This is a genomic window from Desulfogranum mediterraneum DSM 13871, assembly GCF_000429965.1.
GTDB classification, from domain to species: domain Bacteria; phylum Desulfobacterota; class Desulfobulbia; order Desulfobulbales; family Desulfobulbaceae; genus Desulfogranum; species Desulfogranum mediterraneum.
The window spans coordinates 22,391-37,064 of the sequence record NZ_AUCW01000023.1 but is presented as its reverse complement, the minus strand read 5'-3'; the positions used below and the strand labels follow the sequence as shown (position 1 = coordinate 37,064).

The following is a 14,674-nucleotide window of genomic DNA, read 5'->3' as shown; positions in this document are numbered from 1 at the left end:
CGAGCGCAAGGAGTATGTAGCTGCGCCCGGGTGAAATCTGAGGGGCAGCTGCCATGCCCCGGCTCCTCGGGGGCGAAAATCCCTTTCCCGGACAGAGACGCCTAGACGACCAGATCGAGTTGCTGCAGGCTCCCTGCCCCTCCCTCCTCGTGGAGAAATATGCCGCTGGAGCGCAGCTGCCCCTGGAGTTGATTGGACTCTGTGGTGATGGAGAAGGGGCTGGCGATGTTCCCCAGGTAGAGGGCGCCGATCCCCTTTTGCCCCAGGGCAAAGAGTTGATCCTGCCCCTGGGCGTCCTTGGTCCAGATACGCAGCCGCGAAAAGATGGCATCACCCTCGTCGATCCAGCCGTTGGCGTCAGCATCATGGGCGGAGAGTTCAGCAAAGCCGTCCCCGCTGACCGCCCCGAAAAGTTCTGTGCCATCGTTGATTTCTCCGTCGCCATTGCTGTCCAGGGCAAGAAATCCGGAGCGCGGTCCGACAAAGCTGATCTGATCCTTCATCCCGTCGGCATCGATGTCAAAGGAGAACTTGCTCTGGGTCAACTCGGCGGCTTCACCGGAGAAGTTGACAACCAGAGGATCCTTGAGGGCATCGCCCATGGCCACAGAGCGTTCCTGCTCCGTATAAAACTCTCTGCTCATATTCAGGCTGAGCTCAACCTCCAGTTCTCTGCCATCTGCTGTCTGGATGATCCCCTGGGCTGCGAACTCAAGCTGCTCAGCCTCATGGTAGGAACTGTACTCGTGATAGATAAGCCCCCAACCTGCCGCCGGGTTCTCTGCTCCAGGGGCAAACGCTGCCTCGGCTTCCTGCTGTTGGCCATGGATCTCTGCGAGATCTCCGAGATGGGGAAGGCGGATCTTCTTGCCAAAGAGTTTTTCAAACAGGGCCTTCAATATCCGGACATTGAGATCTTCGATGGGGGTAAGCTCTGCAGGGGCCTGTTCAACCTTCACCTGCCTGAGCTCCGCAGAGAGCTCCTGCTGGGATAAGGATACGGCATCCCCGCTAAAGAGCGTCTTGGGAGCGGTGCCCCCTGCCTCCTCCCTGGCCTCATCCGTCCAGACCGTCAACGACTGGTGATGGCTGTATTTTTCCACCAGGTTATGGTTACTCTGCAGGGAAATGGAAGAATCAGCGATAATCATGGGACACCCTCCGTGGAATCAGCTGAGCGAATTGAAGGGGAGCCGCATACCCTTCCCTGGATACACACCACTCCCTTATCGTTGATCGGCAGAAGCAAGAAAAAGCTTTAGGCCAAAAAACAGGGAGCTGTATAAGAAGAGACCAGCTTGAAGGGCCGTACAAGGGGAACCGCGCAGCGGCCGGAAAACAGACGGCGGGGGCAGACCAGGCCAAGGGCTTGATCCAAAAGGATTATATCGTTAAAAAGCAGATTTTTGGACCTGAAACCCTGTTATGGGCTGTCAGTACCGATCGACCAAGCGGCTCTACCGAAAAAAAATCCACTGCCCTCCAGCACACCTTGGCCCATCGACGCAGAATCTCCCACCTCCTCTGCGCGCCGGGATCCAGAGACCAGGACAACCAAAAAAAAACTGACAGAGCGGGGAGATCCCCTGCAGCGGATGCCTGGGAAGATCGGGATAGCGCCTATCCTTGCACGCCTAACGCCAGGATGGGTAGAAGTACCCTGAAACGACTCCCCTGATCAGGCACACTCTCCACGCTGACGAGGCCACCATAAGATTTCATGGCACCCAGTACAAGGGGAAGCCCCAGGCCTCGACCGGTAAACTTGGTCGAGAAAAAGGGATCAAAGATCTTATCGATATCGTTTTCCTCTATGCCCCTTCCTGTGTCGCTCACTTCCAGACAGGCATAGTCCGTTGACTGGGAGGGGAGTTTGAATTCAGCGGGGAAGTAATGGCTGCCGGAGACCTCGTCCGAAGAAAGGGTTCCGACAGCCACCGAAATCACACCGGAGCGGTCCCCCAGGGCCTCACAGGCATTGGTGACCAGATTTTCCACAAGTAAACAGATCTGGCTGGAGTTAGCCTGTACCACCGGATCTGGGGCAGACAGGGCAAGATCAAGGGTTACCTGCTCCGGCAGCTCGCCCCGCAGATCAGAGAGACACTGACCGCAGACATCGCCAAGCTTGAGAGGCTCCCTCTCTGCATCCGTCTGTCCCAGGTAGGCCAGCATGAGTTGACCGATCTCCGAGGCGCGCTTGGCTGCAGCCATGGCTTCAGCCAAGGTGGTGGCTGAAGCGAGGGAAGGCGGGAGGATGTCTCTTGTCAGTTCCAGGTTGCCCATGACCACACAGAGAAGATTGTTGTAGTGATGGGCGACTGCCGCAGCCATCCGCCCCAGACTCTCTACCTTCAGGGCCTGGCGAAGCTGACGTTCAAGACGGATTCTGTTCTTTTCCGCCTCCTTACGCTCTGTGATGTCATGTATGATGGAGTAGAGAAGCACCTCTCCGTTTATTACCATGGGATCACTGTAGACCTCCACGTCAGCGATGCTGCCGTCGGCCTTCCGATGTTTAAAAACAAACCTCTTGCAGTTTCCTGAACCGGCCAGCTCCAGCGCTGCGCTGAGCTTATCTCCGGCCAGGGTGTTGATATCGGAGATACACATCGTCTTCAACGCTTCAAGACTCCAGCCATAGTATCTGCAGGCGGCAGGATTGGCATCGACAATAGAGCCTGTGTCCGGGTCAATCAGCAACATCACGGTATGTTTATTGGCAAAAAGTGTCCGATAGCGCTCTTCACTGTCTCGCAGAGACTCTTTTGAAATCTTCATTCTGACCCTGTAAATAAGCAAACAGACCAGGAGGACAGAGGAGACCAGAAAGAGACTGATGTTGAGCAGGCGAGCAACGCTCTTGCCAATGGTTAAAATCTCCCCGCGGGCCTTACTGCGAAGCAGCAACAGCGGCTGGTTGGCGATGTCGGGATAGATCTGGTACTGAAAACCCTGCCGAAACGCTTGTCGCAACCTGGTGGACGATGAAGATAACCGGCTAAACAGAACCTGTTCTGCCGGAGATAGGCGGCCACCATCGGCCATGAAGAAATCACACTCCACCTGCACTCTTTTTGCAAGAGCTGCCAGGCTTGCCGGCGTGAAAAAGCGCCCCATGATCAGGACACCACGGGAGGGCCCCCGGCCCTTTGAATCGAGGATGTGATGCGCCGAGAGGATGATCAGCCCATGGTTGGTAGACAGTAGCCCGGCAACAGCTTTTTTCTCCTTGAGCAGCGGTTCCAAGAGGGCGAATACCGGAGGCACACTTCCGGAAAAGATATCCAACCCAAGCTGCTTTTTCACACCAGGGTGATAATTTCCCAGGAGGAGGCGCCGGCCGCTCCTGTCAAAGATGGCAAGCAGATCCACCTTGCTATCCCGGGAGAGAGTCGCTGGGACAGGATAGTTTGATTGAACATAGTCAGGGTTCTGATCCTGGGCAAAGGCATAGGTATCGTCCCAGTTTGCCCAGTCGATAGCCACTGTTCCCAGGTTAGCAATTTCGCCATCAAGAGCTGATCTGACCCGACCGGCATCCTCAAGAGCCTGCTTCTCTTCCAGGCGAAGAAAGGCGGGCTGAATAATATACCCATTGATCCCCCAAAGGAGCAGGACGACCACGATCAAGCCCAGGGAGAGCAGAGCCACTCCTGAGGCAATTATTGGCTGCATATTCTTCTGCATAGGCTCACACGTAGAACAGCGGATATGGAGGCTGAGGTACCATGTCCGGCCTTACTCCGCGCTGACGGTTCCTCTCCTTGCTCTATCAGGGAGAAAAAAGGCGAGCCCAGAGTCAGCCGGAAGGCGGGCCCGTGCCTGTCACAGGCGATGCCCTTACTTTATACAAAACCAATGGCTACTCCCGCCTCTCTTCTCGTTTCAAGGAGAGTTCAGCCAGAACGTACCAAAACCCTTTCACCAGACCTCATACCTTTATCCTAGGCTATCGATATGAAATCTCCAAATGTAATCCCCTGCTGACAGGTAAAGGACACGTCCAGCGAAGAAGGACTACAGCCCCCTCTGAATCCCAGAGATATCATCCCGTTTTCCTATCCAGAAACGACATACCTTGCGACGGAAGCAGTCTCTTTTCCTGAGGGGATCTTGAATAATGATCCAGGATCAAGGGAAGAGAGAACTTTCCAGCATGCATCCAACTGATATATTAAGATAATTTCAAGAACAACACCGAGTCGGGGCAAAAGAGCAGGTATTCAAGAGGCCCTTAAGACCGAGAAAGAACCAGGGGCAACCTTGACCGCTGCCGGACGCAAGCAGGGTGAAAGAGGCAGGGCCAAAACATCAGCCTGAAGCTCTCGGTCATGGGAAAGGCAGGTGCTGGCAAGGGGGTGCAGAGCCCGGCGGGAAAGACGCGGGAACAAAAAAACAGGGCCCTAGAGGACCCTGCCAAAGAGAATTACGGTATTATGAAGTTATTTAGACTTAGACCTTCTGGATAGGGAGGCAAGTCCGGCAAGCCCTGCCCCTAAGAGGAGCATGGTGCGGGGTTCGGGTACGGGTCTCTGCTCATCGTTGGCGCTACGGGTAAGCACTCTAATCCAGTCACCCGGCTCTGTCACGGTCATGGAGACAGTCAGGACATTGCTCAAAAAGCTGTAGCCATCTCCCCCCTCAAAGCCACGATATCTGAACGAGGGAACCTGCCCGGCCGGAGTACCGAAGGCACCGGTATAGTCTGTGCCGAATGCACCCAGCTGCCAGGTGGAGGAAGCCTCATAGACTCCCCATGTATCCGACATAACACCAAGTATCTCCCCGTCAAAGGTCCACTCAACATCATTGTGGGTGACCCTCTCCCTGCTGGGTGAATTAAGAAAGATCATGTGGCTGGCAACAAGGGTCCCGGCAGCAACGACACCGCCATCGACGAGATAATCCATTACTGTGCGCACGCCCTGGGCTTCGTCAAAGCCCTGCATGGCGTTATTCTCTTCCCCACCATAACTTGCATCGTCAAGAACATTATCCGGTGCAGAGATGATTTGGGCCGCATTTCCTTTAGAGCTCAGAGGCCCGCTTACCCCTATTAATCCAGCCTGAGCTACAGCAAGAGTGAATAGGATGGACCCAACAGCCCCTACAGAAACAAGCTTTAGTCTCTTCATAAGCAACCCCCTGTCTCAGGTTTCTTGGCAAAAGACGTAAAACGCTCAACTTGGCTGTTACAATAAACTATGCAAATTACGACCCAACCAAAAAATTACAAAATATTGCATAATAACAAATCACTAGCACAGGAGCTCCATTGGTCACCCTGCATTTTCCAGAAAAAGCAACACCTCCATTCCAACATTCCGGAATTTCGGACAACAGCTGTCACAGGAGATCATGAAGAAGGGGGAGCAGCCTGGTGTCAGGATCAATTCCTGAAAAACTGCAAGGGGGGATCTGCTTTTAGCTACCTCACTCTTTTCTGGGTAGTGGCTACTATCAGGGGGAAGGAGGGGGGGGGCGTTGAAAAGGCTCTTCAACCTTGCAGGGGGATTTCAGTACATCCTGAACAGCTGAGCCTTTATGCTCTCGGCTTATTCTTGCTCCACTGGTTCTTGTTGCTGCCACCGTGGAGTTGGTATTTCTTAATTTTTTTAAGAAGCCCGGTGTGTGAGACCCCAAGCTGTCGGGCAGCCTCACGAATACTGGGGGTTGCATTGAGGGTATCGAGTAAAATCGCCACCTCATAGGAACCCACCTGTTCTTTCAGCGAATTGTTGTTGCCGCTAATGCCGGGGACTGACTCAGGACAACCTGGATCTGCAGCCTCATGGCTGAGAAGGATCGCATCCACCGCGATGTCCTCGCCGTCGCTGAGAACGGCGGCTCGCTCGATCACATTTTTCAATTCCCGGACATTGCCGGGCCAAGAGTGGTTGTAGAGTTTGGCCATGGCCCCCTTGTTAATGGTCTGATCTGCCTTGGACAACTTGCGGTTGAACTGGTGAAGAAAATCGGTTGCCAGGGGAGGGATGTCCATCAGCCGTTCCCGCAAGGGTGGTATCAGAATGTTGAATACATTGATGCGGTAAAAGAGATCCTCACGAAACTTGTTCTGCTGCGTCATCTCCCAAAGATTCTTGTTGGTGGCCGTGATCACCCGGGCATTCACCGGAATCTCCTGAACACCGCCGATACGCCGGATAAAGCCCTCCTGGAGTACCCTGAGTATTTTGGCCTGTGTTCCCGGGGGCATGTCGCCGATCTCATCGAGAAAGATGGTACCATCGCCGGCAGCCTCAAACAGGCCCGGCTTCCCCTTTGCCCTCGCTCCGGTGAAGGCGCCGTCAACGTGACCGAAAAGTTCGCTTTCAATGAGCGCTTCCGGCAGGGCAGCACAGTTAATGGGAATAAACGGCCCGGTTCTGCCGCTTTCATAATGCAGGGCCTTGGCAAAGAGTTCCTTGCCTGTACCGCTTTCGCCGGTGATGGAAACAATGGCACCGGTATTGGCAATCTTCCTGGCAAAGGTAATAAGGTTTTTAATAGCCGGACTCTGGCCGATAAAATCGTCAAAGGTGAGCGCCAGCGGGGTTGAGACGGCATCGACCATCTTCCTGACCTCTCTGATATCCTTCATCAGGAGGACGGCACCGACCAGATTGCCCTGTGAGTCGTTAATCAGTTTGGCGGATCCGTAGAATTCGACTCTGCCGGTATCTGTAACGATCATCTTTCTCCTGCTGATCGGGATCTTTTTCTCGATGCATTCCAGCAGGATGGAGTCCTTGGGACTCAGTTCACTGATGTGGTGGCCAATGATCTCGTCGTAGACCTGCCCCAGGATTTGACAGGCGACCGCGTTGATGGTGTTGATGACGCCTTTTGCATCGATGGAGATGATGCCCTCGCTCATGCCGTCAAAGAGGGTCCGAAACCACTTTTGCCGTATTTCCCGGGGCAACAACCCCACGACTCTCTCGCTCTTGATCCCGGGAAGGCTTGCAAACAGACGCCGCAGTGATTCCAGTTCAAGGGTCTGGGGTCGCTCTATCTCAAGAGAGACTTGAGCAAAGCTCCCTTTTTGCTCCACCTCCATGGCTATGATATTCAGCCCCTGCCGGGCCATCAGGCCGGCTATATCAAAAACGATGCCAACGCGATCATCAAAAAGAAGCTTAAATTTGGGGTTTTCGGTCACGAGTCCCACCTGGTTATGTTCTGGCAGTGCGCTCCTTCCGGGCAGGCCCGAAAACTCCCGGTGCCTCTGTCTGCTGGATTGTATGTCCCTTGAGGGTACCTTGAAATAGATATTTCGATCACCCCCCCTGCCATCACCATGATACCTCTTCTCCCTGCTGTTGGCAAAAGCTGGAGAAGAACCAGGCCCCCCCGGGCCCCGTTCATCCGGGGCCCGGGCCCTACCTTCGCCCCGGGCAAGGGAGGCCAGGCAGGGCCAGCAGGGCTACTCCTCCGGAATCTGCGATTCGATCCGGAAGGTGACTATTTTTCCATTTTCTATCTTCCACACCTCGATCGGGGTTACCACGTCGCCGTTGCTGTCAAAATCAACATTACCGGAGGCGCCTTCGTAGTTAATGGCTTTCCCCATATCAAGAAGCCTGAAGGCTGTTTCGAATTCACCCGGACCGACAAAAATACCCGGAGGATTGGCCACCTCCCGCAACTGATCCCTGATACTCTGCGAGCTCAGTTCCTGTCCCTTTGCCTGAACAGCGTAGGAGGCCAGCCCCACCAGGGCGGCGGCATCGTAGGCGTTTGCAATAAACGGACTTGCAGGGAAATCGGCATACTTTACGGTATAAAAGGCCTTAAACTTTTCAAAGCCGGAGCCGGAGCCGCCTCCCGGTGCCGTCCCCATCATACCTTCCAGCTTGTCCGCCCCTACTTCCTGGATCAGTTTTTCGGATTTGGTGCCGTCGCTAAAGAGGAAATTCTTACCGTGGAAGACCTCTATGCCTTCCTTGATATAGATCTTGGCATGTTCCGGATAACTGAAGGCGCAGAGCACATCAAACTTGCCTGCAAGCATGGGTTTGGAGCCGTACTTTCGAGAAAAGGCACTGCGAAGTTCACTGACATAGGACGAGGCCACCTCCTCACCGTGGGGGACCATGGTGGCCAGGCCGCCGCGTTTCTCAAAGGAGTGCTGGAACTGTCTGGCCAGTCCCTGGCCGTAGGGGTTGTCCACATAGAGAATGGAGGCGGTGGAGTAGAGGCCGGCCGCCAATTTGCCGAGGACCACGCCCTGGAGCTTGTCCGACGGACAGGTACGGAAGAGCAGATCTTTTCCCTGGTCATCCTGCAGCGTTGATATATAGGGAGCGGTGGCTCCGGGTGAGATCATCAGGATCCCATGGGGAATGGTAACCGACTCCGCCACCGGGACGACGACCCCGCTGGATGATGATCCCAGGATTGCCAGGACCTTATCCTCTTCAACGAGCCGGAGAGCCGCCTTTTTGGCGGCCTCGGCAGAGGACTGACTGTCTCCATGCACCAGAGAGATGGTCCAGCCGGCCCTGTTCAGCTGTTCGGCCGCCAGCTCAGCTGCATTCTGGTGTCTCTCCCCCCAGTCCTGAAGGGCACCGCTGTGATCAAAAAGTGTTCCGACCTTAACATCCTGAGCAAAGCTGTTGCCTGCTACGGATAGGGCAAAGATACAGCCGCAAAAGGTGATACCGAGTCTCTTCATCTGTCTTCTCCTTGGACATGCTCATTTTTACCGCTGCCGTGGAGGCGGCAATCTGCCCGGGGCACCGGCAAAATATAATCTGATTACCACTCAAACTCCGCCAGAGCAGAAACAGCAGCTATCGAGGCGATGCAAGGGGACTGCTTGAGATTCACCCAAAGGGGTAAAAAAAGCAGTCTCCTCGGCTCGAGGCAGAAAGATGTACCCTCTCTCGCCCGTCTTCCCTGCGCCTCTGACTCCCCAGTGATCCCAATCCCCTTATTTTACATAACCGAACAGGGTCGGCAGAAAGAGCGACAAGCCCGGCCAGTAGGTCACCAAGAGGACAACCGGCAGCATCCCCAGGTACATCAGGATCAGGGCGGGTTTGAGGTAATGTTCGATCTGACAGCGGCCGATCCTGCCTGCAAGGTAGAGAATGGGCGCGGTCGGCGGAGTCACATTCCCCAGCCCCAGGTTGACACCCAGGATTGCGGCAAAGTGGAGCGGGTGGATGCCGATTTTTTCCATGACCGGAAAGAGCAGGGCTGCGGCAATGACCGTTCCGCTGATGTCATCCATCACCATGCCGATGCCCAGCAGAAAGAGATTGACCATGAGCAGAAGCACATATTTATTTGGGGAAACGGTCATGATCCAGGTGGCCATCTCCTGGGGCAGCTGCTCCATGGTCATGATCCGGGTGTTGATCATCACAAAGAAGAACATCAGGATAAGCACGCCGGTGGTGGTGGCTCCCGAGACGATGGAGCGTCCCAAATCCCTGAGACTCAGGCTCTTATAGACGAACATGCTCACCGGAATAACATAGAACACCGAGATACAGGCCATCTCGGTCGGGGTGGCGATGCCCCCGTAGATGCCACCCAGGATGAGGACAGGCAGCAGCAGGGCCAGACTGGCCCGACCTGTGGCCTGGCGAACCTCGGTCAACTGGTCTCTAAGGTCCAGCTTGGGCATGGTCTTGATCGGCATCTTGCGGACCATGAAGTAGTTGAAGATGCAAAAGATGGTGATGACCAGGATCCCGGGGCCGATGGTTGCCAACCAGCAACCGGGAATGGACTGGTAGGTGACCAGGGCGAACAGGATCATGGGGACGCTGGGCGGGATCAGCTGACCCAGGATCGAGGAGCAGGCAACCAGGGCGGTACAGTAACCGCGTGAATAACCGTTTTCCTCCATCCTGGGGATCATGATGGTGCCGATGGCGGCAACGGCAGAGGAGCAGGAACCGCCGATGGAACCGAACATGGCGCAGGCGACCACGGTCACGGCCCCCAGGCCGCCGCGGACCCGACCGGCGAACGAGTTGACAAAATCAATCAAACGTTCGGCCAGACCGCCGGTACTCATCAGGGTACCGACCAGGATGAAAAAGGGGATGGTCAGCAAGACCACCGACTTGACCTGGTAAAAGGCCGTGGGAATGAGCAGGCGAGAGCTGATGTCGAAGCTGGTGGACAGGTAAATGGCCATCGCACCAAAGGCCATGGCCACGGGTACGCCTAAGACCATCAGTACGATGAGGATGCCAAGACCAATTGCAAGGGTAACCATGGGAGACTCCTTAATTCGTTGCAGAGGGTGGGTGAAAGGCTTCCAGGAGGTGATCAACCGCTTCCCGCAGGAAGTAGATGACCATGAGTACCGCCCCTATGAGGATGGAAACCTGAAAGATGACGGTCGGGAGCTGGAGGGTGGGGGTGACTTCATGTTTCAGCAAGCTCCACTTCACGTAGCCATAACTCCAGGTAACCATGTAGCCGGCGATTACGGCGCCGATGAGCGTGGTCAGAGCCCGAATGCAGCACAACGCCTTCCTGTTCTTAATAAAAAGATGGACCATCTCGGCCTTGATCTGGGTCTTGTTGAGACTGCCGTAGGCCGCCCCCATCATGTACATCCAGACGGCGATGTGACCGGTCAGTTCGTCCAGACCAGAAATGGCGATCTCAAAGACATAGCGTGCGATGACCTGCAGCAGCATGCTGCAGGATGCCAACACCGTGACCAGGATGATGATGACGGACATCGACCTCCGTATCACCGTGTCGCTCTGTTGTATTACTTGTGTAATTGCTGACATGCATTCACCCCTTTTTGGTTCTCACTCAACGGCTGCCCCTGGTATCAGATGCGATCAAATGAACCGCTGAACCGTTTTCCTCTGCACCTGGAGCAGATGCCGGGGGCCCGGCATCTGCTTTGTCCCTGCTGTTACCAGGACTACTCTGTCTTGACGCCGACTTCTTTACGGATCTTGTCCATCCACTCCTTGCCGACCAGTTCATCCAGCTCTGTCCAGCATTCCCGGCAGGAGTCGCGGGCAGTCATCAGTTTATCCGGGGTATCGCTCAGGTCGACAACGGTCAGACCATGCTCCTCAAGCTTCTTGAGGTACTCCTGGTCTTCCTGCTCTGCCCCCTCCATCCTCTTGGCAACCTCTTCACTGACAATCTTCTGGATCAGTTCCTGGTCAGCCGCATCGAGTTTGTTCCAGCGATCCATATTAATGGTGTAGCCCCAGACCTCGACATAATCGCGATAGTAGACAAAGTACTTATTCAGATCCCTGCAGCAGCTGTAGGTCTGGAACGGACCACCGCCGGCCTGGCCGTCAACCACGCCGGTGCTGATCGCGGTGGGAACTTCGCTGTAGGGAATCAGGCTGGGAGTGAAGCCAAGTTTTTTCAGATAACACTCAAATGCTGCAATGGGCGGGGTGCGGACCTTGATCCCCTTGGCCTCTGTCGGGGAGGTGGCCGGCTGGGCGCTGAGGCTGATGCCGGCAAACCCCTGGATCCAGGTGCCAAGCCAGTGCATGTTGATGTCTTTTGCCCAGGAGCGGAACATCTCGTCCATGAAACCGCCCGGACCAAAGACCTCTTTTGCCTGCTTGTAGTCGGTGACGATATAGGGGGCAAAGGTGACATTCCAGCGGGGATCATAGGTGGCTGACATCGGGCTCAGCATCATGTCGATGTCGCCGCGATTCACCATCTCGTTGAGCTCGTTCCAGTCGCCAAGTTCAGGTCCGTAGACCTTAAAGGTGATTCTTCCGTCGGTCTGCTTCTTGACCTCATCGGCAATGCGATGAATGGAATCCATATGAGCACTGGGCGACGGATAGAGGGTCTGGGCGATCTTCAACCTATGCTTCTTCTTGCCGGCCATGGTATCGGTGACCATGGCTGAACTCAGAAAAGCCATTGAAACAGCCAGGACAAGGCCTATCAGTAAGGACTTCCTCTTCATAACGATTCTCCTGTTACGATTGGTTGGTTGATGGCGCAGGATTACGCCTGTATAATCCTCCGGCACACCGAAGCGGCCGGGGCTTGCTCTGTTTTCAGCCCAGGAAGGTATCAATATCAACGCATTCCAGGTCAAAGGCCTCGGCCACGCCCCTGTAGGTCACCTTACCCTTGACCACATTGGCACCCAGCTTGATCTCCCTGTTGTCCAGCATGGCCTGTTGCCAACCCTTGTTGGCAATTTCGACGGCATAGGGCAGGGTGGCGTTGGTCAGGGCACGGGTGGAGGTGCGGGCGACGGCACCGGGCATGTTGGCCACACAGTAGTGAATAACCCCATCCACCACAAAGCAGGGGTCATCATGGGTGGTGGGCCTGGAGGTCTCGAAGCAGCCGCCCTGATCGATGGCGACGTCCACGATCACCGAGCCATCCTTCATCTCCTTGAGCATGTCGCGGGTGAGCAGCTTGGGTGCCTTGGCACCAGCCACCAGCACCGCTCCGATCACCACATCAGCCTCCTTGACCAGCCTGCGCAGGGTCATCTCATCGGACATGACCGGGAAACAGTTGGCAGGCATGATGTCATCCAGGTAGGCCAAGCGCTCCAGGTTCTTGTCCAGGATGTAGACCTTGGCGCCAAGGCCACAGGCCATCTTGGCGGCATTGACGCCCACCACGCCCCCGCCGATGACCACCACGGTGGCAGGCTCTACACCGGTGACGCCGCCGAGGAGGATACCACGGCCGCCCTGGGGCATCTCGATGTACTTGGCTGCCTCCTGGGCAGCCATCCGACCGGCAACCTCACTCATGGGCACCAGCAGGGGCAGTGAACCGTTATCCTTCTCTATGGTCTCGTAGGCGATGGCGATGGACTTGGATGCGATAAGGGCCCTGGTCTGGGGTTCATCGGCGGCCAGATGGAGGTAGGTGAAGACGATCTGATCTTCACGGATCAGATCGTATTCGGAGGGCTGGGGCTCCTTGACGTGCATCACCATCTCAGACTGGGCAAAGATCTCTGCAGGGGTGTCGACGATGGTGGCTCCTGCGGCCTGGTACTCGCTGTCAGGGTATCCGGCACCGGCACCGGCAGCCTTCTCCACCAGTACCTTGTGGCCGTTGCGGATCATGGTAACAACCCCGGCAGGGGTCATGCTGACGCGCCTTTCAGCTACTTTGATTTCTTTGAGTATGCCTACGATCATGATAGTTCCTCACTGCTGATGGATAATCTTCTGGGAAGCTACGGGCCCTCCCCTGGGGGGCGGACAGTTGCGAGAGAGTTTGCAAGAAGTTGGCCAATAAGCATCTGGTTACTTTTTTCAAGGCCCTGGGGAGACCAAATGATACGCCCCGGCCCCCACCTGAACAATATCCACAACTGTAACAGGCAGTTAGCAGGACAACCCTTTGACCAAAGGTATGACAAGGAAATGGTATGCCAGGAGTGAAAGGGGGACAACAGAGCGAGAAAAACGATCGAGTGGTAACAAAAGTTAACGGAGAGCCCTGCAAAAGCGCTGAACCTTCTGGGAATAAAGCAAGACCCATCATGGAACCTTTTGTTTCCATTGGAAACTAAAAGGCAGCGACCATGGTAACTACCCTCTCCAGCAGGAGTGGAGAGCAGCTTGAGACAGTGGCTGAAACGGCCAAGGCAAGGGCTGCATCGGCTCAATAAAAGGCCTTTACGGGTGTTGTGGACAGCCCCGAGTGGCCGCCCAAAGGCTAAAAGGACCGTTGACCAGGTCCAACGCCTTTACCACATATCTGCAGAAGAGAAGCCGGTGTCATATGCAATCAGGCCCTCAATCCACTCCTGCCTGCTCTCTTTTACCTCCTCCAGCATGTCAAGATAATGATCAGGGTCCAAGCGCCCCTCTCTCTCCAGAAAGGCATAAAACTTTTTCAGGCTTGCTATATTCTCTTTAATAGAATTGACAGAGGCCCACATGGCCTTACGGATAAACCAGTAGCCAAAAAAGTAATTCAGCTTCCTGACCCCTTCTTCAGGTTGTTGCAGCTCCTCATAAAGCAGAAACTCATTGATATAGAAATCAATATTGTAAAGATGTTTCTTTACCGTTTTTTGAGACAAGCGGCTTGCCTCCAGGTAGGCCCTGAACGCTGTCAACAGCTCCTGATTTTGAGCCTTGATCTTTGCACATTCTTTTTCGTAGGTCTCGTAATCCATGGCTATCCTTATGGGTATGGGTGGCCAGCAGTTGGCTCTTCCCTGTTTCATCTGAATTGCAGCAAACCTTGTCGAGCTGAAGCCGGCAGTAACGGCTTGAGGGGCCCATCGGCACCTCCCAAGCCCTGAGCAGCGCCCCCCCCCAGAGCCAGAACCTGAACCTGAACCTGAAGGTGAAGGTGAAGGTGAGGTTCAACTTCTTCCTCTCTAAAATATTCAGAGAGTTTTTTGGGATCGTTGAACAGGCGCCTTTACACCCCGACCGTGCTGTACAGGAGGTTACCTGTTAAGCCCTTTTGGGGGATTCGGATAGAACCAACCAATCCGCTGACCGGGCTCCCCAAAGTCAGCAACAGCCAACTCCCTCGAGAGAATCGGAATGGCCCTGAAAAGGTGAAAACTGGAGAAAGGTGTTCCAACAGGGATAACAGCCATATTTACAGGCCAGGTTCTTTTATCTCAGCCGGTGGGCCTGATTGGAACCGACTTCATCGACATCCAAGACGGACTTCAAACGCCTGGTGCAGCTTTGTGACA

At 55.0% G+C, this 14,674-nt stretch carries 10 protein-coding genes; all 10 read right to left on the bottom strand.

What is annotated here, in order from left to right; translation table 11 throughout:
- Positions 1–101: 101 nt before the first annotated feature.
- A complete protein-coding gene (locus tag G494_RS0112120) occupies positions 102–1,151 on the bottom strand; it encodes a hypothetical protein (protein WP_028584756.1) in 1,050 nt (349 codons plus the stop codon).
- A gap of 469 nt (positions 1,152–1,620) precedes the next feature.
- Complete coding sequence (locus G494_RS0112115; RefSeq protein WP_035246368.1) at positions 1,621–3,678, bottom strand: CHASE4 domain-containing protein; 2,058 nt, start codon at positions 3,676–3,678, stop codon at positions 1,621–1,623.
- 767 nt (positions 3,679–4,445) lie between these two features.
- On the bottom strand, positions 4,446–5,138 hold the full coding sequence (locus G494_RS0112110; RefSeq protein ID WP_028584754.1) for a PEP-CTERM sorting domain-containing protein: 693 nt from the start codon (positions 5,136–5,138) through the stop codon (positions 4,446–4,448).
- Positions 5,139–5,545: 407 nt separating this feature from the next.
- On the bottom strand, positions 5,546–7,165 hold the full coding sequence (locus G494_RS23225) for a sigma 54-interacting transcriptional regulator (RefSeq protein WP_051305647.1): 1,620 nt from the start codon (positions 7,163–7,165) through the stop codon (positions 5,546–5,548).
- A gap of 264 nt (positions 7,166–7,429) precedes the next feature.
- Positions 7,430–8,680: an ABC transporter substrate-binding protein gene (locus G494_RS0112100; RefSeq protein ID WP_028584753.1), complete on the bottom strand. Its 1,251-nt coding sequence runs from the start codon at positions 8,678–8,680 to the stop codon at positions 7,430–7,432.
- A 258-nt stretch (positions 8,681–8,938) separates the two neighbouring features.
- Positions 8,939–10,240, bottom strand: a complete 1,302-nt coding sequence (locus G494_RS0112095) for a TRAP transporter large permease (protein ID WP_028584752.1) — start codon at positions 10,238–10,240, stop codon at positions 8,939–8,941.
- Between the two features lie 10 nt (positions 10,241–10,250).
- Positions 10,251–10,715: a TRAP transporter small permease gene (locus tag G494_RS0112090; RefSeq protein ID WP_028584751.1), complete on the bottom strand. Its 465-nt coding sequence runs from the start codon at positions 10,713–10,715 to the stop codon at positions 10,251–10,253.
- A gap of 194 nt (positions 10,716–10,909) precedes the next feature.
- Positions 10,910–11,938: a TRAP transporter substrate-binding protein DctP gene (dctP, locus tag G494_RS0112085; RefSeq protein ID WP_028584750.1), complete on the bottom strand. Its 1,029-nt coding sequence runs from the start codon at positions 11,936–11,938 to the stop codon at positions 10,910–10,912.
- A 94-nt stretch (positions 11,939–12,032) separates the two neighbouring features.
- Positions 12,033–13,148 carry an alanine dehydrogenase gene (gene ald, locus G494_RS0112080; RefSeq protein WP_028584749.1) on the bottom strand — a complete coding sequence of 372 codons (1,116 nt, stop codon included), beginning with the start codon at positions 13,146–13,148 and terminating at the stop codon, positions 12,033–12,035.
- Between the two features lie 554 nt (positions 13,149–13,702).
- Positions 13,703–14,188, bottom strand: a complete 486-nt coding sequence (locus G494_RS0112075) for a hypothetical protein (RefSeq protein WP_208597672.1) — start codon at positions 14,186–14,188, stop codon at positions 13,703–13,705.
- Between the last annotated feature and the right edge of the window lie 486 nt (positions 14,189–14,674).